The following is a 23,826-nucleotide window of genomic DNA, read 5'->3' as shown; positions in this document are numbered from 1 at the left end:
CGATTCACTCTTTGTTTTCAATATATGAATTATTTTGATTCATGAATATTGGCATCAGTAGCATTTGTTCTAGAACGTAAATCAGCTTCGATTTCTTCTAAACTACGGCCACGAGTCTCTGGTAAGTATTTAATGACAAAGACAAGTGCACAAATACCAATAATCGCAAAGATTAAGAATACTTGTTCAACTGATAACACTTCAGTCAAAATTGGGAAGAATTGTGCTACAAGTAAACTTCCTATAGATAATACTAAAGCAGCAGCGCCTGTTGCAGCACCACGTGCACGCATTGGGAATAATTCTGGAAGCATTACCCATAATACGGGTCCCCAAGTGAAACCAAAGAAAATAATGAATAGTGTTAGACATGCTACGATAATCCATGCAGAAGATTGGATACCTATTGTCCAAATTAGTACTGCCATAATGAGTAATGACGCAACCATACCAATATTACCAATGACTAATAAACGTTTACGATCTACTTTATCAATAATCATAATAGCGACAATAGTGATCAATACATTGACAGTACCAATACCTACTGTACCTAAAATTGAAGTAGCGTCACCTAAACCAGCTTTACTAAAAATTGTAGGTGCGTAGTAAATAATGGCGTTAATACCTATAATTTGTTGCAGTAACGCAAAAATACAACCAATAATCAATGTTGGACGTAACCAAGGAGACTTGAGTACATTCCATGTACTTTCAGAAATACGATTTATTTCTTTCATATCAGCAATTTCTTTGTCTATTTCATAATCTTTAAATGTTAATTTCATAACATCACGTGCAGCTTTTTCACTTCTATGTTCAAGCAACCATCTTGGACTTTCAGGCATAAATGCAACACCAACTAATAGAATCAATGATGGTACAATCGCAAGTCCTAACATCCATCTCCAACCTTCAATAGGTGTGAATGCTAAGTTGATTAAGTAAGAAGATAAGATACCAATCGTAATCATTAATTGGTTAAGTGAGCTGAGTGAACCACGTTGTTCAGTTGGTGCCATTTCAGATAAATAAACTGGTACAATCGCAGTAGAGCCACCTACAGCTAAACCGATGACAAGTCGACCTAAGACTAATATTGGCATTGTAGGTGCTAAGGCTAATATTAAAGCACCGACGATATAGATAATGGCAATAATAAATACGACTCGTCTACGTCCAAGTCTATCGGATAAGGGGCCGCTAGCACCGGAACCTAAAATTGCACCGATTAGCATAGATGAAACAACAAAACCTTCTGTATAGCTGTTTAAAGGTATATCATCTCTTATAAATAATAGGGCACCTGAGATGACTCCCATGTCGTAACCATAGAGTAAACCACCTAGAGCACCTAGGAAAAAGATGAGCTTTTTATTTACTTTAATTCCCATAATAACCCTCCTGTTGGTATTCGATAATGATTAGTATACGCTTTCATATATTACTTGTAAATATTAAAGTATAACTTTTTTATTTATTAATAACTATTTATATGGAATGTAATTATATACATTTTGAAAAGAAAATAAGCTATATTAAATTAAAGTTTAAAAAACCGAGATTAAGTTCGATACTTAATCTCGGTTTATATGAATTGTCATATGGCAGTACATTATTTTGCTTCAAAATCAATTACAAAACGACCAGAATTAGTATGTTCTAGTACTTGGTTGATACTTGATTCGATGTCATTAAATTTAACTACATGTTTAATATCATGTAATCCATCAGGTTTTAAATCTTTCGCTAAGCGACGCCAGATTTGTTTACGTTGCTTCATTTCAGAATAAACTGAATCGATACCAATAATACTCACACCTCTAAGTATAAATGGGAATACAGAGCTTTTAAACTGAGTACCAGCAGTCATACCAATCAAGGCAACGATGCCATTATAGTCTAACTGTTTAACGATTTGGGATAAACTTTCGCCACCCACTGGATCGATGACGCCTTGCCATGTACGCTTACCTAATGCTCTTTCGTCAACTTCAGTGAATCGTGAAATTACTTCTTTTGCACCTAAAGCTTTCAGTTGTTCTTCTGCATCTGTTTTACCAGTACTTGCGACGACATCAAATCCAATTTTGTCTAACATCATTACTGCTAATGTACCAACACCACCTGAGGCACCACGTACGAGTACATCTGCTTTTTCGATTGATAGACCATTATGTTCTAATTTTTCAATGGCTAGGCCGGCAGTATAACCTGCTGTACCATAAATCATTGCTTCTTCGAATGTTAAGTCCTTAGGTAATGGCACAACCCATTCTTCTTTGACACGTGCATATTCACTGAAACCGCCGAAATGACTTGTCCCTAAGTCATAGCCTGTAACAATAACTTCGTCACCTTCATCGAAAGCGTGTGTATCTGAATGTTCAACTACGCCAGCTAAATCAATTCCAGGTACCATCGGATATGATTTTACAATTTTAGAGTCTTTTACTGTTGCAAGTGCATCTTTATAGTTAATACCTGAATATTTTACTTTAATCAGTACTTCGCCTTCAGGAAGATCATCTATAGTCATGTCTTTATATTGGTGTGTTACTTTGTCGTCTTGTTCTTCGACTACAAAGGCTTTGAATGTATTCGTCATTGCCCTATGGCACTCCCTTATGATTAAATTTACGAACAATTAAAAAACTAGACCTACTTTATCATGTAATTGCATATTACACAATATGCCGAATTAAGAGAATTAATAAGTAAGCGGTTTAGTATAACATTAAAAGTATTATTGCATTAAAATTAATAAGAAAAGTTATTTTAATATAAGTTGAAATGAAAAGTTGTCTCCATGTAATTCATTATTAATAGTATCAATAAAGAGTATTTAGTATACTAATGATTAATATAGTAATGAGAGGTGTGGATATTATGAGTCAATTAATTGAAACGGTACAAATAGATGAAGTGGAAAAGTTGCGTTCATTAAGTATATTCACTTTTAAGACAACATTTGAACATGGGGTTTATACAGAAGAAGATTTTGATGCTTACTTCAATGAAGCATTTGCAGTTGAACAATTAAAACAAGAATTACAAAATGAAGATTCATTCACGTATTTTTTTAAAGAAGATAATGAAATTGTTGGTTATTTTAAATTAAATATCAATGTAGCTCAGACTGAACCCAAAGGACCCGAATATTTGGAAATTCAACGTATCTATTTTATACCACAAGCTCAAGGTGGAGGTAAGGGAAAACGTGTCATTGAATTTGCTATAGGAGAAGCAAAACGATTAAATAAGACGAAAGTTTGGCTAGGTGTATGGGAACATAATGCTCAGGCATTTAATTTTTATAAAAAGCAAGGCTTTACAGTGACTGGTGAACATCAATTTTATACTGGCGATGTTATAGATACAGATTTAATTATGGAAAGAGAAGTTTAATAGTCGTAGATGATTGCATTAAAATTGGTTAAATGATGTACCCATAACCTAGGTGATTTTGGAAAAATTGACATATATTTAAAAAATGTTTTGATTTTGTAAAATTTATATTTTAAATTGAAAAAATTTGCTTGAAAGGTGTTTAGTTTTTAATTTATAGTGAATAATAAAGTAACCTTATCTAGCCTATAGGACAATATACATAAAACATAGGTTACTAGGTAAATAATATAGTCATTTCGAGGAGGCGTTTTATATGAAAAAGCTTTTAGCAGGAGTATTAACCTTATCTCTAGCACTTGCAGCATGTTCAAATGGTAGTGATGACAGCAGTAAGAAAGACGATAGTTCGAAAGACAAGCAATCTTCTGAGGATAAATCAAAAGATTCTAAGAACAACGATAAGAAGAGCAATGATAGCTCAGATAAAGACAAAGAAAAGAATTCAGACAGTAAGTCAAATGATAATAATGATAGTAGTTCAGATGGTTCAGATAAAGCATCAAATAATGATGCGAATTCAGGTAATACGAATGGTTCTAATGATTCAAGCAATACAAACAGTGCTAACAATGGTAACGATTCAGCGGCGTCAAATAATAATGGTAATGCCAGTGGCTCAATGAATAGTGGTAATAATGATAATGCTACTAGTAATACAAGTAGTAATACTGGTGGATCACAATATGTTGCGCCATATCAAGGACAAAATGCAGTGCCAGTAGCTCAAAATATTACTGCAGGTGGTACTGATACGCAAAGTGCTTTACAATATTTACCTAATTTCCAAACAGCATTAGATAATGCCGCGGCTGAAGTGAACGGCTTAAATGGTCAAACTAATCCATATAATGATTATGCTATTGAAGGAAGCAGTGGTGCATATAGTTATATTTTTAGTTTCCAAAATCAAGCGCAGCCAGGTACGTATATGATTGCGACAGTAGATCAACAAGGTACTGTTAGGGTTGTAGATCCAGCATATCAACAATAAGATAATGCTTATACAATAAAAAAAGAGCACGGGCAGTCAATATAGACGCCTGTGCTCTTTTTGTTATGTGTTACAAATTTATTTTGTTTTCGTACATTTATGAATAATGTGAGAGAGTGTTTCGAATGCATGATTGTCTTTGTTAATAAAGTCGATATCATTTAATTCTTTCATCTGATGACTGATTAAATCATTAAGCAATGCTTTTGAATCACTATATCTAACTGTGGATAGTGCGTGCATGACTTCATCATAAACACCGCGTTCAGATAGATATTGCTCATGATTTGGTGTATATTGGCAAACGATTTTATTTATTGATAGTGCATCAAAAATGATTGAAGAGTAATCGGTTAATACGATATCGGATACTAATAACAAATCTTGAACTTCAATATGCTGTGGCGCGATAATTGCATGCTCTGGGATTGTATTTGCTTTATCTTCAACATGTCCTTTGAAGATAACATTGTACTTATTTAATAGAGCATCACTGATTGGCAACAAGTCGGAAGTATCGTTTGTTGATTTCCAGGTCGGTGCATATAATAATGTCTCTTTATTGGGGTCTAATTTTAGCTCGTGCTTGATAAATGTAATGTAAGGTTTATCTGATTGTTTGTCCAATAAATAACGTACACGTGGATAACCACAATTAAGCATATGTGTCTTCTGTTGTGGAAAGGCAGTTTTAAAGTAACCTATCATTGAAGCACAATCGCTGACAAAATAATCTTGTTGTAAGCATTTATTATATTTTCGAGCACGATAATTATAAATATTCAGATTCTGATGTGGTTCGGAACTGTCTAAAAATAATTTTTTAATAGGCGTACCATGCCATAATTGTATGATTGTGCCATTAGGTTTAAGGTTGTCAGGGATATAACTCTCCAGAATAACTACTTGTGCAGTTTCGATGAGTGTTGTCGCTTGTGGATCACTTGGTTTAATAAAATTAGGCCCACTTACATCATCAGTAATAAAATAAATAGGGAGTTTCGTAAAGTGTTTTGCAAAATAGTTAAACAAATATCGAGAATTCCCTCTAAAACCGTAATCAAACCCTAAGAAAACAATATGATTCTTAACTTTTGTTTTATCTTTAGCGTAGATATAACTCATATTTTGATGTTTTTTTTCAAAGTGTCGCTCTATACCTTTGAAAATCCAATGTGGACATCTGAAATTTGAATGGCTAAGACACTTGTCAATGAATCGCATAGACTCAGGTTGTAGAATTTCATTTTTTTTAAACGGTATCGAATTTTTGTGAAGATAGGCAAGCTTATTCAAGTTGAATTTAGTTGTATCAAGTGGTGATAAATTTTGAATATCTTCCCATATATCTTTGCTTGTTGTCATAACCGTTTCAAAATTAAAGACGACATGGCTATCAGTGACAATATCATCTTCTAACAATGAAATTACAGCTAAATCGAATATAGTGTTGATTTGGAATTGCTTTAATATAGATTGAGCAGTCTCTATATGAAAAATAACATTTGGATAATGATTAATATTTTCAATCCAATCATTAAATGTAATATTTGATTTTCCATAGTATGTACAATCATTTTGATATTGTTGGCAAACTGTATAATCGGCAACAATTGTATATGGTTTAAGTTCTACTGCTTCTAGCATAGGATCATATATTTCAATACTTTCATTTGTTAAAACGAAATGAGTGTATCCTTCTTGTTGTGCTTTGTTTAATTGTGCTTCTAAAAGATGGATCGTTGTCATCTTAATTTGTTTAATCATCTTAATCCCTCTACTCAATATTTAATATACCTATTCTACCACGATAGTAATATGTGATAAAAGCAAACAGTAGCGATAATTATTTTATAAAAAACTCATTTTTAAATTGTTAGTTATATGAATATTAAAGCGTAAAAAATTAAAGGAGAAAGGGGAAAAAATACGCTAAATTTTCTATTGTGTTTGGTATGAAAAATGTTATAATCTAATTGTGAAAAAAATCACAATTAAGAGATGTATTTACTTTTAACTCCCTAGAAGTAAATAAAAAAATAGAAAATGGAAGTGAGTCAAATGTTTGTAGAAACGTTCAACCCCTTTGATAACGTTTTGTTATCATCTATTGTTGCAGCAATACCTATCGTGTTATTTTTACTATGTTTAACACTATTTAAAATGAAAGGTATTTATGCTTCTATTACTACGGTAGTGGTTACAATAGTTATAGCTATTGTATGTTTTAAATTGCCTGTGAGAATTGCATCAGGTGCAGTAGTAGAAGGCTTTTTTCAAGGTATTATACCAATAGGCTATATTGTAGTCATGGCTGTATTGTTATACAAAATTACCAATGAGACTGGTCAATTTAATACCATTCAAGATAGTATTTCTAGCATTTCACAAGACCAGCGCATTCAATTATTATTAATTGGTTTTGCATTTAATGGATTCTTAGAAGGGGCTGCGGGATTCGGTGTTCCTATTGCGATTTGTGCATTATTACTTACACAACTTGGTTTTGCACCTTTACAAGCAGCAATGTTATGTTTAATTGCGAATGCTTCAGCTGGAGCATTTGGTGCGATTGGTTTACCAATTACAGTAATTGACACTCTAGGTTTACCAAAAGATGTATCCGTACTAGCAGTTTCAGCAATGTCAGCACTAACACTTGTTTTCATAAATTTATTAATACCATTTTTATTAATCTGGATTATTGATGGATTTAGAGGTATCAAAGAAACATTACCTTCTATATTAGTGGTAGGTATTACATTCACGATATTACAAGGTCTTATTACAGTATTTATCGGACCTGAATTAGCGGATATTATCCCACCTTTAGGAGCTATGTTAGCACTAGCGTTGTTTTCTAAAAAATTCCAACCAAAGCATATTTTTAGAATTAATGAAGGTGAGCAACCACAAGCAATTACGAAACATAAACCCAAAGAAATTATTTATGCTTGGAGTCCATTCGTGATTCTGACAGTTATCGTAATGATATGGAGTGCGCCAACATTTAAATCCCTCTTTGCGCCAGGTGGTGCGCTAGCGTCTTTCGTCTTTAATATTACGATTCCAGGAACATATAGTGATATTGCGAACAAAGCTATCACATTGCCTTTGAATATTATCGGTCAAACAGGGACTGCTATTTTACTGGTCATTATTATTACTATTCTAATGTCTAAAAAGGTTCAGTTTAAAGATGGTGTACATTTGTTTAAAGTTTCTCTTAAAGAATTGTGGTTACCTATAATAACAATCTGTTTTATATTGGTTATCTCTAAACTAATGACATATGCAGGACTGAGCAATGCTGTGGGTGAAGGTATAGCGAAAACAGGAAGTGTATTCCCATTACTGTCTCCAATTTTAGGATGGATTGGTGTATTTTTAACTGGATCAGTTACTAATAATAATTCATTATTCGCACCAATTCAGTCAGCAGTAGCTAATAACATTGGTGCAAGTGGAGCTTTATTAGTGTCAGCCAATACAGTAGGTGGGGTAGCAGCTAAATTAATTTCTCCACAATCTATTGCAATTGCGACTGCTTCAGTACAACAAGTAGGTAAAGAATCAGAATTATTAAAAATGACGTTACGCTATAGTGTAGCACTACTCATATTTGTATGTATTTGGACATTCCTACTAAACTTGTTTATTTAACAGTTTATGGTTGATAAATAAATTTAAAAATACGTAAAGGCTGGGATATATATGTCTCAGCCTTTACGTATGATATTTGTGTTTAAAGAATTATGATTTTAATAATTATACTTTATGCATTTAACATCGTTGAAAAATCTTTGTAAATTGCTTCAGGACTGTATTGGTCAACAGTCTGGTATGCATTGCGAATTATAACTTCATCTTTAAATTCTTGATTAATTAGACGGCGTAACTTAATTGTTAATGCTTCAATATTATCATGTTCTATGAGATAGCCATTGATATTATTTTGGATAATAGAGTCAGGTCCTGCATTACCATCAAAACTGACAACTACGCTACCTTGATTCATTGCTTCAAGTATAACCATGCCGAAGCCTTCATTACGTGATGGAATCACTGTAATTTCACTTGATGCCAATTTTTCGTTTAGGTGTTGTGTTGGACCTTGAAGTATGACAATATCTTCAAGCTGATTGTTTTTAATTAGTTGCTCAAGGTGTCGTTGCTCTTTGCCATCACCATAAATGTGAATTTGATAATCAAATTGTCGTACGATTTTCTGGATGGGTATGATACTTTTAATAAGTAAATCAAATCCTTTTTCATATTCTAAACGCCCAGCAGCACATATAATCTTTGCTTTTTGAAGGTTTAAACGTGGTTCGTTAATAATATTTGGCACAACGAATGTGGGAATGTGGATGTGTGATTGGTAATTGACTTTATCGGCTGTAGTAAGTGTCGTAATTTTATCTAAACGTTGATAGGCTTTAATAATTTCTTGTTGATATGGTTCTGGGTGTGCTTCGAAATTCATATGCTCCATGCCTATTTTTTCAATGTATGGTGATGCATGCTTTGCTACTAAGATATTAAAGCTTGCACGTGTACCTACTATTACATCTGTTTTGACATTTTTAATCGCTTTAATCATTTTCTTTTCTATATAGTGAGAAAATTGATTAAGTCCTGGTTCAAATTGAGATATATGTTTAGGTCTGGAAAAATTAGTGAATTTTGAAATGCGATTCAACAAAATATCTTTAAGGTTAAAAGGGTGTAATTGATAATTAATAAGTGATTTTATTGATATTGATGGATGCAATTTAAAATAGGGTGATGCATTGCTTTTAAACACAGAAATAATTTCTACTTGGTGACCTTTTTCAGCTAAAATATTTGCTGTTTGTGAAATAGATTTGACAGTACCACCCATTGCATACACATTATGCATGAAAAAAGTAATAGATTTCATAAAGTGACCTCCAGTTTTTACGAAATGTAAATTGAAATTTATTATAACATGATTAGTTAAATTGGCGTTGTTAAGAATATGATTAAAAGCGTTGTTTTAGTGTTACAACTGGAAAGCGAAAACTTAATACGGATAAAAAATATTTTGTCATATAATATAGCGCTTCATGAATGATTTATGAAATAGTATGTATCATTACCTTTTAATGAGTATATTTGTAAAAGTATGATATATTCTAGTTAACACATATAAACAAAATTATTGTAGAATTTCTGAAAGCCCTTTTTTCATGTAAGAATTACGTATATAATTAGAGAGGTATGAAATGTATGTATGATTGCGTAGCTAATAATGGGCAATTAGAATCAATTTTTTATTTTTATAGTATAGAAAACGCTTTATTTTAAAAAAATGGAGGTCACGTTTCTATTAAACACATATAAAAGGGGGACTGTATTTGTTATGAGTACAATACATAGCAAAACAGATGTCATCTTAATCGGTGGCGGTATTATGAGCGCAACACTTGGAACTTTATTAAAAGAACTCGCACCTGAGAAAGAAATTAAGATGTATGAAAGGTTATCGACGCCTGCAGAAGAAAGTTCTAATGCATGGAATAACGCCGGAACAGGTCATTCTGCATTATGTGAATTAAACTATACAAGTGAAAATAAAGACGGAACGATTGATATTAAAAAAGCTGTTAAAATAAATGAACAGTTCCAAGTCTCTAAGCAGTTTTGGAGTTATTTAGTGAAACAAGGTCAATTAGCTAACCCTGAAGCATTTATTAAATCCGTACCGCACATGAGCTTTGTACAAGGCGTTAAAAACGTAGAATTTTTAAAGAAACGTGTAGAGCGCTTAAATGATAATATATTATTTAATAATATGATTATTACTGATAATAAAGAGAAAATAGCTGAATGGGTACCTTTAATGATGGAAGGTAGAACGTCACATATCCCTATGGCAATGAGCTATGATAAAACAGGAACTGATGTCAATTTCAGTGCCTTAACTAAAAAACTGTTTGAAAATCTCGACGACAAACAAGTTGAATTGAATTATAAACATGAAGTTCAAGATCTTAAACAACGTAAAGATGGCGTTTGGGAAGTAAAAGTCAAAAATTTAGACACAGAGGATATCATCATTGTTGAAAGTGATTTTGTATTTATAGGTGCTGGCGGTGCAAGTCTACCGTTATTACAGAAAACTGGAATCAAAGAATCTAAACATATCGGTGGCTTCCCAGTTAGTGGTTTATTCCTAGTTTGTAAAGATGAATCTATTACAAAAAAACATTTGGCCAAGGTTTATGGTAAAGCGCCAGTTGGTGCACCACCGATGTCTGTACCACATTTAGATACACGTTATATCGACGGTAAACGTACAATTTTATTTGGACCATTTGCAGGATTTTCACCAAAATTCTTGAAAACTGGATCCAATATGGATTTAATCAAATCAGTTAAACCGAACAATTTAATTACAATGCTTTCAGCAGGTGTGAAAGAAATGAGTTTAACAAAATATCTTATTTCACAACTTACACTTTCAAATGAGGAACGAATGGAAGATTTACGTCAATTTGTACCTAATGCTAGGAGTGAGGATTGGGATATTGTTGTAGCAGGACAACGTGTACAAGTCATTAAAGACACTGATGAAGGTAAAGGAACATTGCAATTCGGAACAGAAGTCATTACTTCTGAAGATGGTTCGTTATCAGCTTTATTAGGTGCGTCACCCGGTGCTTCTACAGCGGTTGATATCTTGTTAGATTTACTGAAACGTTGTTATAAAGATGAGTTTTCAACTTGGGAAGAAAAAGTTAAAGCTATAGTTCCTTCATATGGAATGAAACTATCAGATAATGAAGCATTATATACGCAATTAAATAAAGAAATAACGAAATACTTAAAAATTAATTAATGATAAATATGCATCATCATCAAAAAGGAGTCTATCGGTCATTGACCATAGACTCCTTTTTATGATTTTAGTTGTGATTGAGTGTGATAGTGAATGTAGTGCCTTCATGTTTTACACTATGAACAGCTATAGTACCATTGTGTAATTCAAATATTGCTTTGGCTATCGCTAATCCAAGTCCGTTGCTATTATCATGATTGCTTGCTTTATAAAAACGTTCGAACAAACGTTTTTGTGTTTCTTCAGTCATACCTTGGCCATCATCTATGATTTCAAATACAATAGAATCTAAATGATTTGATAGGCTGATGTCAATCGTGCCACCATGTTCCGAATATTTAATAGCATTTGTAATTATATTTTGAAAGGCTTGATAAAGTAATCGTTCATTTCCGATTAGAGTAATTTCTGCTAAATCAGACATGATGACAAGCTCTTTCTCATTTGCCAAAAATTGTTCGTGGCGAATAATTTTCTTGAGCAATTGGTCTAAAGCAATCGTATCGTTAAAATCTAAATGTGAGTCGTTATCTATTTCGGACAATAACAACAGTTCTTTTGTTAAGTCACTGAGTTGGGTCGTAATTTGATAAATTTCATTAATATACTCAGCACGTACTTCATCATTTTTAGCAAATTTTAGTTGATCTAATAAATGATGAATATGTGTTAGTGGAGTTTTGATTTCATGAGAAACATTTTGTACAAAGTGTTGCCTCATATCGTCTAATTGTTTAAGTGAAAGTCGCATTTGATCAAAACGATACTGCAAAGTACCGAATTCGTCTTTTCGAGTAACACGAATAGCAGTATTAAAATTACCTTGCATTAATCGGTTTGTTGCATGTTTCAATTGTTGAATTGGTTTAATGATTGTATATGTTGATGAAATCATTAAAATAATAGAGAAAAATAGTAATAATGTGATAAGTATCGCTAAAAATATTCTAAATTCACTGAATGTTTTACCAATATCAGGGCGCATGAATACAGCATATGTATGTCCTTGAGATTTAAATGACATGCCAACTGTGTTTTGTGTCGTATTTTCAAAAAAACCAGTAATAAAAGGATTGTACGGTAAATCTTTGATACCATGATAATGTTTGCCATTTAAAACAGTTTGTACGGTATCGGAGTCTAAATTATCTTTCCTGAACTGTGTACCATAATAGGTACGTTTACCACTTTCTGTAACAGTCATGACTTGGTAATTCATTTCTCCTAAATGATTGAAAAATTGAGCTGCTGAATCTATGTTTGAATGTTTTTGATATTCAAGAGAGTCTTTTAGCGTACGCATAATTTTAGCGTCATTATTTGCCTTAAGATGATTGTGATAAATAATGTTTGTACATAGAAAGCTTAGAATGGCACACAATAACATGACGACGATGGTATAGACGGCGATTCGTGTATATAGAGATTTAAACATGATCATCCACCTTATAGCCTAGACCACGCACTGTGTGAATAGTGATAGATGCTTCTAATTTTTCTAGGCGCTTTCTTAATCGTTTAATATGAACATCGACAGTTCTTTCATCACCTTCGTAGTCAAATCCCCAAATTTTCTCTATTAAAGCATCTCGGCTAAAGACTTGTTTAGGATTTGATGCTAGTAAAAATAACAATTGAAATTCTTTATTCGGCAAGTTCATTGATTTTGAGGCAGATTGAATTTCTAAATATGCTTGATTCAAAGTAATATTACCGATTGTAAGTTCGTTATACGCATTAATATTGTACCGTTTTAATACAGCTCTAATTCTAAAAATAAGTTCTTTGACTTCAAACGGTTTCGTGACATAATCATCGGTACCAGTCAGATATGCTTGTTCTTTATCACTTAAAGCATCACGTGCTGTTAACATAATCACGGGCATATCATAATCTTCCTTCAAAATCTTACATAACTCAAAACCGCTCATGCCTCCCATCATGACATCAACAATAGCGATATCGACCTGGTGTGATTCAAGATAGGATAATGCCTGTTCCGCACTAGATTGAACCACTGTGCTTAATCCTTCACGCTGGATGTAATTAGAAACGTATTCTAATATTTTTTTGTCATCATCGACAATTAGGCATGTTGTCATGTGCCACGACTCCTTAAAAAAAGTATTAAAGTTATTATAAATGTAATAATATGACTATACAAATAGTAAAAATCTAAATTATTTTATAAAGTTCATATTCAGTTCACATTTCGCGATTAAACTCTAAATATAAGTTTTAGAGAAGGAGTGGGTATTGATGAAATTAGCATGGCAAGAGATAAAATATTATAAATTTCGTTATATGTTAATCATGTTGATTATATTATTACTTGGAATTATGGTGTTATTTATAAGTGGTTTAGCACAAGGGTTAGCAAGAGAAAACATATCAATGTTAGATAATATGAAAACAGATAAATATGTATTACAGGACAATAAAAAACCGCAAATTGAAAAATCGGTAATTAAACCAGAACAGCAAAAGAAAATTGAAGATATTACGAATCAAAAACCTTTAAAATTGGCATCACAAACATTAAAAATTGATAAAAATGATGAAGATGTCATAATGACAAATACTGTTGCTAATGAAAAGCCAACATTAAAAGAAGGACAGTATCCAACTAAAGATAATGAAATTGCAATTAACAACAAATTGACTGCAGATGGCGTTAAAGTTGGAGATACCATTGAAACAAAAAACGGTGAAAAATTAAAAGTATCAGGTATTCTCGATGATACGATGTACTCACATAGTTCAGTAGTAATGATGAGTAATCATGGATTTGATCAACTCAACAAACAAGTAAGCATAGTTTATCCAGTTAAAGATTTAACTAAAGCGCAACAAGATAAAATAAATAATAATTCAGGTGTGAAAGTGTTTAGCGAAGACGACATTACTAGTGAAATCGCAAGTTATCAAGCAGAACAAGCACCATTAAACATGATGATTGTCAGTTTATTTGTTATTTCAGCAATTGTATTAAGTGCATTTTTCTATGTTATGACGATACAAAAAATTCCAGAAATTGGCATATTAAAAGCAATTGGTATCAAAACGAGACATCTATTGAGTGCACTAGTTATACAAATACTCATTACAACAATGATCGGCGTTATTATTTCAGTGGTTATTATAAGTGGATTATCTACCATAATGCCTGTGTCAATGCCATTTCATGTCACAGTGTCTAACTTATTATTAGTTGTCGGTATATTTATTGTTGTAGCGATTGTAGGCGCTGCGCTATCATTCATTAAATTGTTTAAAGTGGATCCTATTGAAGCAATTGGAGGTGGAGAATAATGAGTTTACAAGTCAAAGACATTAAGAAATCCTTTGGTAAAGGTCAATCAGAGACACCCGTATTAAAAGGCATTAATTTTGAAGTGAATGAAGGCGAGTTTGTAATACTCAATGGTGCCTCAGGTTCAGGTAAAACAACATTATTAACAATTTTAGGAGGACTATTATCGCAAAATAGTGGAGATATTCTTTATAATGGCAAACCATTATACGATAGTGAACAGAAGGCATCAGAATTAAGATTGAATGAAATTGGTTTTATCTTTCAATCATCACATCTTGTACCTTATTTAAAAGTACGCGCACAACTAACAACGATTGGTCGTGAAGCGGGTCTGTCTAAAAAAGAGGCTAATGAACGTGCAGAAAAGTTACTAGAACAAATTGGCTTAGCACATCGTCTAAATGTCTTTCCACATATGTTATCAGGTGGCGAAAAACAACGTGTAGCGATTATGAGAGCTTTAATGAATCAACCTAAAATCATTCTTGCAGACGAGCCAACAGCAAGTTTGGATGCTGAACGTGCAACTGAAGTCATTGAAATGATTAAACAACAAATTCAAAGCAAGCAAATGATTGGCATCATGATCACACATGACAAGCGTTTATTTGAATATGCAGATAGAGTAATTGAGTTAGATAATGGTGTTATCGTAAACGACTAAAATTTACTTGATATTAACAAAAGAGAACTGTCGACATTGGTTGTCGGACAGTTCTCTTTTTGTGTTTTTAAGATAAGTTACGAGACTATGACAAAAATAGATCTTTAAAATACAAATGCGCGTATATCAAGCTTTTAATTCTAGTCTGTCATGTCGGGGAGAATCTATAAAATTGCTATTAGAAAATTTGATTTTTGTACCAAGTTCTAAATGCTTGGAATATGCCAAAAAGCGATGATACATATAAAAAATAATGTAGCAAAATATACGGTAAGCAATACTTTGTATTGATACATAAGTGCTAAAAAGTCCCGAATAAGTGCAACTTCAAAAAAATGATAGGGTGTATGACTACCAACACCAACAAGCCGTAATTTGAATTTTTGACCAAAACGTAGAGCCCTCATAATATGAAATTGGCTTGTAACACAAACTATTTTAGGTGGACTGGTAAAGTAGTGTTGTATAATTTGAGCGCTATATTGCATATTTTCCAAAGTACTCGTTGATTGGTCTTCTAATAATATCTGGCTCGGATTGACACCCAGTGAGATTAAATAACGTTGCATTGCGAGTGCTTCTGAAATCGGCTCATCAGGGCCTTGACCACCACTGACAAGGATGTGAGAATTTGGTTTATGTTTGTAAAGTGCGTATGCACGATCTAGTCGGTCGGCGAGCATGGGTGTGACCTGTTCAGTAAAAATGCCAGCACCTAACACTAAAATAACATCAAAGTCATAGGCAGGTTTATTTTTAGAAAAAGTTGAAGAACATGACAAATAACAAATAAACGCAAATGCTGCACTAAATGCAATAGCTGATATCCATAAGAATATGACATTGATTGCGATGGGGCTAAATGTTATGTAAAAGCAAGCCAATGTAAACACCATGAGTTTAAAAGCGATATAATAAAGTCGTTTTAAAAATAATGCGCTTAAACGTGTTTGCATTAAATGTTTATGCTTTATATGTAGTAATAGCACACCAATACACATGACAAAGGTTAAGTCGATAGGGAAAGTGTGGTTACCTATATGTAAAATAATGGAAATAAAGCCCAATATTACCTGGGAAATATATATAGCAAGTTGTGCAGTATATTTAAAGTTGAAAAACATACATAAATAGGAAATTAATATAAGGGTACATAAAAATAATGACAACATATTTATGCTTCACTCCAGAACGTTTTAGTATATTAAATGTAGTGTAATCTTAGAAAATAAGCAAATGTAAATAAGGAAATATTGAAAATTTATATATAAGCATCTATAGCAATCAGAAAATGTGAGATATAACTTTTTCAAGGATTAAAATACTGGTATGATTAACAACAAATCATTGTCAATATTATTGAATTGTGGCTTTTAAAAAAGGGGTGGATTGCATGGTGAAAAATTTAGGTAATCATATTGAATTTATGGGAGAATTTATAGATGATGTTAATACGTTACTTGCTAAATTATTAACGGCGTTAAGAGAAGAATATAAAATATCGAAAGAACAAGCAAACGTAATTCTTATGTTGGAACATGAAAAAGCAATGACACTCACAGAAATAACAGAAAAACAAGGCGTTAATAAAGCAGCAGTGAGTCGAAGAATAAAAAAATTAATACATGCAGGTGTAGTTGAGTGGGATAAGTCTAATACGCACACTGATCAACGCCTGAAATATATCAAGTTAACTGAAAAAGGAGAAAAGTTTAATCGTGAAAGTAAGTCAGTTATTAATGAGATAGTCAGTGATATGTTATATGATTTATCAGACGACGAAATAGAGCAAGCAAGATATGTACTTGAAATTATCGATCAACGATTAAAACATTTTAATATAAAAAATGAACAGGCATAGCAAAAAAATATAGACAATGGATGAGTAAATTATTAATATATTTATACGAAATAAGGATATTAGATGACACAAATTTGAACAGAAACTATACGTACACCATAGAAAATAGGTATTGGACTAATTGCGTATATCATTTTCAATTTAATTTTCATATAATAATAAAGAAGGCAAATAGAATAGGATAAATGATTAAACCATATTAAAAAAACGAAGTAGTATGCGCTATTATGTGGTTTTGACATGATGTATGTTAAAATGTCGTGATAGTGTGAATTTTAAAAGTAACGAGGTGATAAAATGCGAAAGTGTCCTAAGTGTGGTGGCAATGTTAGGGACGGACAGCGAAAATGTGGTCATTGTGGACATCAATTGAAACAAGAAGAAGATACTAAAACGATGACACGTTCATCTAAAGATAATGTAATAGCAACGAATATCAGGGCACGAAAAATCATTCCGTGGGGGATTGCATTTTTTATCATCATTTTACTGATTATTATCTTCTTTTTACTAAAAAACTTTAATTCACCTGAAGCACAATCTGAAATATTAATAAATGCCGTTGATAATAACGATACTCAGAAACTTTCTACAATTTTGAGCACACAAAATAATAGCGTTGACAATAATGAGGCAACTGCTTATATCCAATACATAAGAGATGAAGTTGGTATGAAGAATTTTGTGAAAGACGTTAATCAAAAAATTAAAAAGCTAAATGAAAGTGATACGAAAGAATCTAATTATGTTACTGCGAAAAACGGTGAAAATGTGTTACGAATTAGCAAAAACGGTAGACGTTATATGTTTTTTGACAATATGAGTTTTACGGCACCAACTAAGGAAGCGATTATAAAAACGAAATATGACACTAAATATAAATTCAAATCAGATGACAAGCAGAAAATAGTCGTTGCTGAAAAAAATAAAACGACTTCATTAGGGAAGTATATTCCAGGAAACTATACATTAGATAGTAAAAAAGAAACAGATAATGGACAATTTGAAGGCCAGCTTAAATTTAATTTTAATAATAGTAATAATGAAACAGTCGATGTCCATGAAGACTTTAATGAGGCGTATATTCAAGTAGAGCTCGATGGTGCATCAGAAATAGATAAAGATTCAGTTAAAGTGAAAATTAATGATAAGACATATGATTATGCAAAATCTAAAGAAATTGGCCCATATCCGAAAACAAAAGATCTGACAATATCTGCAGAAGGACAAGCTAAGAAAAAGACCTTCAAAACAGCTGAAACAGTTGTGAAAACAGATAATTTAAAAGATAAAACAAAAGTGACATTAACGTTTGATGATGATGAAATTCAAGATTACGTTGATAAAAAGGAAAAAGAAGAAAATAGTTTCAGAAATAAGGTGGCTAATTTTTTCGGTAATTACACCTCGGCAATCAATATGGCACACAGTCAAAGTGACTTTTCATTAGTTTCAAGTTATCTTAAGAAAGATACTGATAATTATAAGTCGACGAAAAGTGGTGTAAAATCAAATAGAATGTCTTATTTACAGCAACCACAAATTACAGATATAGTGAAACAAGGTAATATTTTTTATGTAACTGCACAAGCTTTAAAGGAAAATGGCCAATATGGGAAAGTTGATTATCAACTAGAAAGCGATGATAGTGCTAATGACTTCAAAGTTGTGAAATATTCCGAGTAGTTAGTGTAGGCACAATCAATTAGCAAGTCAAATAAAATATAAGGCTATATAAATAGCGAGAGTGGGCAATATAATCACAATGATTTGATTACGTTTCCCACTCATTTTAATATTTGCTATGATTTAATTTGTCTAATAAGGTTTTAATGCGTCATAGTTAAAGATATAATAACAACAATGCAGTCGCCTATAATTTTAATTGAATCGAAGACGATAACTAAAATTATAATAGAACTAAACATGCGAACTAGCTTTGATTTGTCCAAATGTTTAATATTAACGGATAACTATTTTTATTTAATATACTTACATTTATTTATAATAGGAGAAGAAAATGTCTAATCAACCAAACAATCAAAAGCAACCCCTGTCATTTGTCGTGATATTAGGTGCATTAACGGCGATAGGTGCATTATCAATCGATATGTTTTTGCCTGGGTTGCCCCAAATTCAATCAGATTTTAATACAACTACGTCTAATGTACAATTAACATTATCCTTTTTCATGATAGGTTTAGCGATAGGTAATCTATTTGTTGGCCCAATCTCAGATGCTGTTGGACGGAAAAAGCCATTGTTTATCGCAATGTCATTATTCACATTAGCAAGTATTGGTATTATATTTGTTGATAATATTTGGTTTATGGTTGCACTAAGATTTGTTCAAGGTTTCTGTGGTGGTGCTGCCGCAGTGATTTCCAGAGCCATATCTAGTGATTTATATAGTGGCAAACAATTAACCAAATTTTTAGCGCTACTTATGTTAGTTAATGGTGTGGCGCCAGTACTCGCACCTGCGCTAGGTGGCGTAATACTGTCGTTTGCTACGTGGCACATGGTGTTCGTCATTTTAACGATATTTGGAGTGAGTATGTTATTGGGAACACTTTTTAAAATCCCAGAATCATTGGCCCCAGAACAAAGAGATAGTCCACGTCTAGGCAATATATTTATGAATTTCAAGCAGTTATTACAGACGCCGCGTTTTGTTTTGCCGATGCTCATTCAAGGTGTAACATTTATTATATTATTTAGCTATATATCTGCGTCACCATTTATTACACAGCGTATCTACAATATATCTGCGCAACACTTTAGCATTATGTTTGCAACCATTGGTATTACGCTGATTATTTCAAGCCAACTTACTGGGAAAATGGTTGATTATATTGACAGACAAGTGCTATTAAGAATATTAACGATTATACAATTAATAGGTGTTGCAGTTGTAATAGTGACATTATTTACACATGCATCAATTTGGTTGTTGTTTATAGGATTTATTATTTTAGTGGCACCTGTAACTGGAGTTGCGACACTAGGATTTTCAATTGCTATGGATGAACGTACTGGTGGTAATGGCAGTGCTTCAAGTTTATTGGGATTGATTCAATTCTTATTGGGTGGCCTCATTTCCCCATTAGTAGGTATAATGGGTGAAGATAGCTATATTCCTTATGTCGTCATCATTATGATAGCGGGTGTGTTATTAATCTTATTACAAGTCATTAATTATTACGTTTTCAAACACATACCATCAGTAAACAAAAATTAATTTATACTTATAAGGAATACAAAAAATCGAGGCTAGGATATCGCATCTGTCCTAGCCTCGATTACTATTTAAATAGTGATTGGTTAACTTAATAATGACTTTATTTAAAATTTTTCACTGATAGCTATTCTTGCTGTGTTGCGACTACGAAAACTATTTAGGAACATTGGATCTCTGTCACACTTCAACTTTTTTAATAGAATAAATGCTTTGAATGCTTGAAAGTCATATTTTAAAGCAATGAAATTAACGTCTTAACTTGATAGCATTTGCAAGTAAAATTTGTGCTAACTCATCTGGAGTTTCTTCGCACCCTTCACGAATCCAAAAATAGATAATACCAATTTGTCCTCCAATGGCATAAATAACAAACTGCTTTTTCTTTAATACAGTTGTATAGTCATCTAACATTTTAGTATATGTTTCCTTTGTGATTTTGACATAATCAGTAAATAGATAACGGTTTGGATGCGTCACAAATATAGCGTGAAAGAAACCATAGTGGCGTTGAATGTAAGATAGGATGACTTTGAAAAATTGGTACAACTTAGCTTGGTTGACCTCATTAATATCAAAACTGTCATAAAGTACGTTAAGTATTTGCTTGTAGTGACGAAGATGATAGTCCTGTATCGTTGATAATAAGTCGTATTTATCGACAAAATAATCATAAAAAGTAGTACGATTGATGCCGCTGTATGCACAAATCATTTTAATTGTTATATTTTCAAACGGATGCTCTTCTAAAAGTGTAATCATATTACGAATAATTTTTGTTTTTGCTTTTTGTTTCATATTTTCTCCTTAAAAAGCGAAACTAACTTACCCAACACATTCTATTCAAGTGTTGGTGTTTTTTTGTTGAACATGTATCTATAATATATAAAGTGAATTTTAAAAGCAAATAGGAGGAAAGAGTAATGAAGAAAATGGTATTAATCAACATCGTTACCATTGTAGTTCTTGTGATTATAGGAGTAGTCGGTTTCCATTTTTATAATCAAGCTACAAGTTTTGTAAGTACAGATAACGCTAAAGTTGATGGAGAGCAAATCAAAGTATCTGCCCCAGCTTCTGGTGAAATCAAGTCTTTTGATGTGAAAAATAATGAAAAATTAAATAAAGGTGACAAAGTTGCAGAAATTACTGCTAAAAGTGATAGTGGACAGTCACAAAGTATGGATGTCAAAATGCCTCAAGATGGTACAATCGTAAAAACTGATGGTATGGAAGGTTCTGTGGCTCAAGCAGGGACTCCAATCGCTTACGCTTATAATTTAGATGATTCTTACATTACAGCAAATGTCGATGAAAAAGATATTGCTGATGTTGAAGAAGGTAAAGATGTAGATATTAAACTTGATGGTGAAAATGCTGACCTTAAAGGTAAAGTTGAAGAAGTAGGTAAAGCTACAGCTTCAAGTTTCTCAATGATGCCTTCATCAAATACTGATGGAAATTATACTAAAGTATCTCAAGTGGTACCTGTGAAAATTTCACTTGATTCAAAACCATCTAAAAATGTTGTTCCAGGAATGAACGCTGAAGTTAAAATTCATAAAAATTAAGGGGGGTCTATAAATGACAATGACCTTCATTATAGTTTACGTAGTCATAGCGCTCATTTTAGTTGGTTTGCTTAATGTTTTTCTAGCTAAAAGAAAAAATAAAAAGTTAAGTCAGCCAGTGGAACAAACAAAACATGAAAATCATTATTCTAATGAAAATTATCAATCTAAATTTAAAGTAAATAATGCGGAAGATGTAGGAAAATCTTCCGGGGAGTCAGCAGATGCTAGTCAGGCATTGCAGCAACAAGAAAGTGTCGAAACGTTCGACACACAAATAAATGATACTGATACAATGCAACAGTCGGATAAAGATTATGAAAAGATAAATCCGAATTCTGAAGAAGCAAAAGTGAATGAAAAGTTAAAAGATAAGCATAGTTCATTTATGTTTGGTAAGGGTACAACACAACTTAAAGTATTACTTGCAATGGTGTTTGGTATGTTTATAGCTATTTTAAACCAAACATTATTGAATGTTGCCTTACCAAAAATTAACACCGATTTTAATATTTCAGCAAATACAGGACAATGGTTAATGACAGGGTTTATGCTAGTTAATGGTATTTTGATTCCTGTGAGTGCGTACTTATTTAATAAGTATTCATATCGTAAATTATTCTTAGTAGCAATGACATTATTCACAATTGGTTCACTTGTCTGTGGTATGTCAGGCTCATTTACGATGATGATGGTAGGTCGTGTATTACAAGCGATTGGTGCCGGAATATTAATGCCATTGGGCACAAACGTCTTTATGACAATTTTTCCACCTGAAAAACGTGGTGCCGCGATGGGAACATTAGGAATTGCTATGATTTTAGCACCTGCAATTGGACCAACATTATCAGGTTATATTGTTGAAAACTTCCATTGGAATGTGATGTTCTATGGAATGTTTGTTGTTGGCTTAGTTTCATTGGCAATTTCATATATTTGGTTTAGGGTATATCAAGTTACGACTAATCCAAAAGCAGACGTGCCGGGCATTATATTCAGTACAATTGGTTTTGGAGCATTATTATATGGATTCAGTGAAGCAGGTAACAATAGTTGGAGTTCGCCAATCGTAGTAATTTCACTCATCCTCGGTGTCATATTTATTATTGCATTTGTAGTTAGAGAATTAACAATGCGAGTACCTATGTTAAATCTAGAAGTACTTAAATATTCCGGATTTACATTAACTACAGTCATCAACATGATTGTAACGATGAGCCTATTCGGCGGAATGATATTACTACCATTATATCTACAAAACTTACGTGGCTTTACACCTGTACAATCTGGATTACTATTACTACCTGGTGCATTAATTATGGGTGTTATGGGTCCGATTGCTGGTAAGCTATTAGATACAATCGGTATTAAGCCACTAGCTTTAGTAGGAACTGCAATAATGACTTATGCGACATGGGAATTAACAAAATTAAATATGAATACAACATATGGGCATTTAATGTTTATATACATTATCCGTTCATTCGGTATGAGTTTCATCATGATGCCTATTATGACGGCAAGCATGAATGCATTACCTCAAAGGTTAATTGCACATGGAAACGCATTGTCAAATACTTTAAGACAACTTGCAGGTTCTATCGGCACAGCACTATTAGTAACTGTTATGTCAACGCAAACAACACAATATGCTACCGGTTATGCTCAAACCTTAGATAAAACAAGTCCATTTATTAAAGATCGTTTACAAGAAATGGCACAAGCAATGGGCGGGGAACAAATGGCTACATCACAAGTATTAGAATTTGTGCAAAAGCTTGCATCAATCAATGGTGTAAATAGTGCGTTCCTCATTGCCACTGGACTAAGTGCGATTTCATTTATTTTAAGTATCTTCTTAAAAGGAAAGTCACATTATATGTCGAAAGAACAATAAATGTAAATTTAA

19 protein-coding genes are annotated in these 23,826 nt (G+C 32.6%); 11 read left to right on the top strand and 8 right to left on the bottom strand.

Annotation, left to right across the window (positions count from 1 at the left end; genetic code table 11):
* Positions 1-29: 29 nt before the first annotated feature.
* Together glcP and BJS11_RS05795 are read right to left on the bottom strand one after the other, a co-directional pair.
* Positions 30-1,394 (bottom strand): glucose transporter GlcP, encoded by a 1,365-nt coding sequence (glcP, locus tag BJS11_RS05800; protein ID WP_069995580.1) that lies wholly within the window; start codon positions 1,392-1,394, stop codon positions 30-32.
* Between the two features lie 221 nt (positions 1,395-1,615).
* Complete coding sequence (locus tag BJS11_RS05795; protein WP_069995581.1) at positions 1,616-2,608, bottom strand: acrylyl-CoA reductase family protein; 993 nt, start codon at positions 2,606-2,608, stop codon at positions 1,616-1,618.
* A gap of 281 nt (positions 2,609-2,889) precedes the next feature.
* Here BJS11_RS05795 and BJS11_RS05790 point away from each other — a divergent pair, with 281 nt between their 5' ends.
* Together BJS11_RS05790 and BJS11_RS05785 are read left to right on the top strand one after the other, a co-directional pair.
* The gene (locus BJS11_RS05790) at positions 2,890-3,408 is read left to right on the top strand and encodes a GNAT family N-acetyltransferase (protein ID WP_069995582.1); all 519 of its coding nucleotides are present in this window, start codon (positions 2,890-2,892) and stop codon (positions 3,406-3,408) included.
* 256 nt (positions 3,409-3,664) lie between these two features.
* A complete protein-coding gene (locus BJS11_RS05785) occupies positions 3,665-4,402 on the top strand; it encodes a hypothetical protein (protein ID WP_069995583.1) in 738 nt (245 codons plus the stop codon).
* Between the two features lie 78 nt (positions 4,403-4,480).
* Here the strand turns inward: BJS11_RS05785 and BJS11_RS05780 are convergent, their stop codons facing one another.
* A complete protein-coding gene (locus BJS11_RS05780) occupies positions 4,481-6,169 on the bottom strand; it encodes a CDP-glycerol glycerophosphotransferase family protein (RefSeq protein ID WP_069995584.1) in 1,689 nt (562 codons plus the stop codon).
* A 294-nt stretch (positions 6,170-6,463) separates the two neighbouring features.
* Here BJS11_RS05780 and BJS11_RS05775 point away from each other — a divergent pair, with 294 nt between their 5' ends.
* Positions 6,464-8,065: an L-lactate permease gene (locus BJS11_RS05775; RefSeq protein WP_069995585.1), complete on the top strand. Its 1,602-nt coding sequence runs from the start codon at positions 6,464-6,466 to the stop codon at positions 8,063-8,065.
* A gap of 112 nt (positions 8,066-8,177) precedes the next feature.
* On the opposite strand, the gene BJS11_RS05770 is transcribed toward BJS11_RS05775, so the two are convergent.
* The gene (locus tag BJS11_RS05770) at positions 8,178-9,326 is read right to left on the bottom strand and encodes a glycosyltransferase family 4 protein (protein ID WP_069995586.1); all 1,149 of its coding nucleotides are present in this window, start codon (positions 9,324-9,326) and stop codon (positions 8,178-8,180) included.
* A 462-nt stretch (positions 9,327-9,788) separates the two neighbouring features.
* On the opposite strand from BJS11_RS05770, the gene mqo reads away from it, so the two are divergent.
* The gene (gene mqo, locus BJS11_RS05765; RefSeq protein WP_069995587.1) at positions 9,789-11,267 is read left to right on the top strand and encodes a malate dehydrogenase (quinone); all 1,479 of its coding nucleotides are present in this window, start codon (positions 9,789-9,791) and stop codon (positions 11,265-11,267) included.
* A 67-nt stretch (positions 11,268-11,334) separates the two neighbouring features.
* Here mqo and BJS11_RS05760 read toward each other — a convergent pair whose 3' ends face one another.
* Complete coding sequence (locus BJS11_RS05760; protein WP_069995588.1) at positions 11,335-12,702, bottom strand: sensor histidine kinase; 1,368 nt, start codon at positions 12,700-12,702, stop codon at positions 11,335-11,337.
* A complete protein-coding gene (locus tag BJS11_RS05755) occupies positions 12,695-13,369 on the bottom strand; it encodes a response regulator transcription factor (protein WP_069995589.1) in 675 nt (224 codons plus the stop codon). Before BJS11_RS05755 ends, BJS11_RS05760 begins: the two co-directional genes overlap by 8 nt.
* A 157-nt stretch (positions 13,370-13,526) precedes the next feature.
* On the opposite strand from BJS11_RS05755, the gene BJS11_RS05750 reads away from it, so the two are divergent.
* Both BJS11_RS05750 and BJS11_RS05745 read left to right on the top strand, forming a co-directional pair.
* Positions 13,527-14,579, top strand: coding sequence for an ABC transporter permease (locus BJS11_RS05750; RefSeq protein WP_069995590.1), 1,053 nt, complete (start codon positions 13,527-13,529; stop codon positions 14,577-14,579).
* Positions 14,579-15,247, top strand: coding sequence for an ABC transporter ATP-binding protein (locus BJS11_RS05745; RefSeq protein WP_069995591.1), 669 nt, complete (start codon positions 14,579-14,581; stop codon positions 15,245-15,247). The genes BJS11_RS05750 and BJS11_RS05745 overlap by 1 nt, the downstream gene beginning before the upstream one ends.
* Before the next feature lie 206 nt (positions 15,248-15,453).
* Here the strand turns inward: BJS11_RS05745 and BJS11_RS05740 are convergent, their stop codons facing one another.
* On the bottom strand, positions 15,454-16,419 hold the full coding sequence (locus BJS11_RS05740) for a YdcF family protein (RefSeq protein ID WP_069995592.1): 966 nt from the start codon (positions 16,417-16,419) through the stop codon (positions 15,454-15,456).
* A 221-nt stretch (positions 16,420-16,640) separates the two neighbouring features.
* On the opposite strand from BJS11_RS05740, the gene tcaR reads away from it, so the two are divergent.
* The 3 genes from tcaR (at position 16,641) to tcaB (ending at position 20,349) form a co-directional block, all read left to right on the top strand.
* Positions 16,641-17,108 carry a MarR family transcriptional regulator TcaR gene (gene tcaR / locus BJS11_RS05735; RefSeq protein WP_069995593.1) on the top strand — a complete coding sequence of 156 codons (468 nt, stop codon included), beginning with the start codon at positions 16,641-16,643 and terminating at the stop codon, positions 17,106-17,108.
* A gap of 297 nt (positions 17,109-17,405) precedes the next feature.
* Entirely contained in the window at positions 17,406-18,794 is a 1,389-nt protein-coding gene (tcaA, locus tag BJS11_RS05730) for a membrane-associated protein TcaA (protein WP_069995594.1), read from the top strand.
* Between the two features lie 334 nt (positions 18,795-19,128).
* A complete protein-coding gene (tcaB, locus tag BJS11_RS05725; protein WP_069995595.1) occupies positions 19,129-20,349 on the top strand; it encodes a putative multidrug effflux MFS transporter TcaB in 1,221 nt (406 codons plus the stop codon).
* 246 nt (positions 20,350-20,595) lie between these two features.
* Here the strand turns inward: tcaB and BJS11_RS05720 are convergent, their stop codons facing one another.
* The gene (locus tag BJS11_RS05720) at positions 20,596-21,144 is read right to left on the bottom strand and encodes a TetR/AcrR family transcriptional regulator (RefSeq protein ID WP_069995596.1); all 549 of its coding nucleotides are present in this window, start codon (positions 21,142-21,144) and stop codon (positions 20,596-20,598) included.
* Between the two features lie 125 nt (positions 21,145-21,269).
* Between BJS11_RS05720 and BJS11_RS05715 the strand changes: the two genes are divergently transcribed.
* Positions 21,270-21,917 (top strand): HlyD family secretion protein, encoded by a 648-nt coding sequence (locus BJS11_RS05715; RefSeq protein ID WP_069995597.1) that lies wholly within the window; start codon positions 21,270-21,272, stop codon positions 21,915-21,917.
* Between the two features lie 13 nt (positions 21,918-21,930).
* Positions 21,931-23,814: a DHA2 family efflux MFS transporter permease subunit gene (locus tag BJS11_RS05710; protein WP_069995598.1), complete on the top strand. Its 1,884-nt coding sequence runs from the start codon at positions 21,931-21,933 to the stop codon at positions 23,812-23,814.
* Positions 23,815-23,826: the final 12 nt, after the last annotated feature.

This window comes from Staphylococcus caeli (assembly GCF_900097965.1).
Lineage (GTDB): Bacteria > Bacillota > Bacilli > Staphylococcales > Staphylococcaceae > Staphylococcus > Staphylococcus caeli.
Note: the sequence above shows the minus strand (reverse complement) of the source record. Positions and strands in the feature narration are given on the sequence as shown.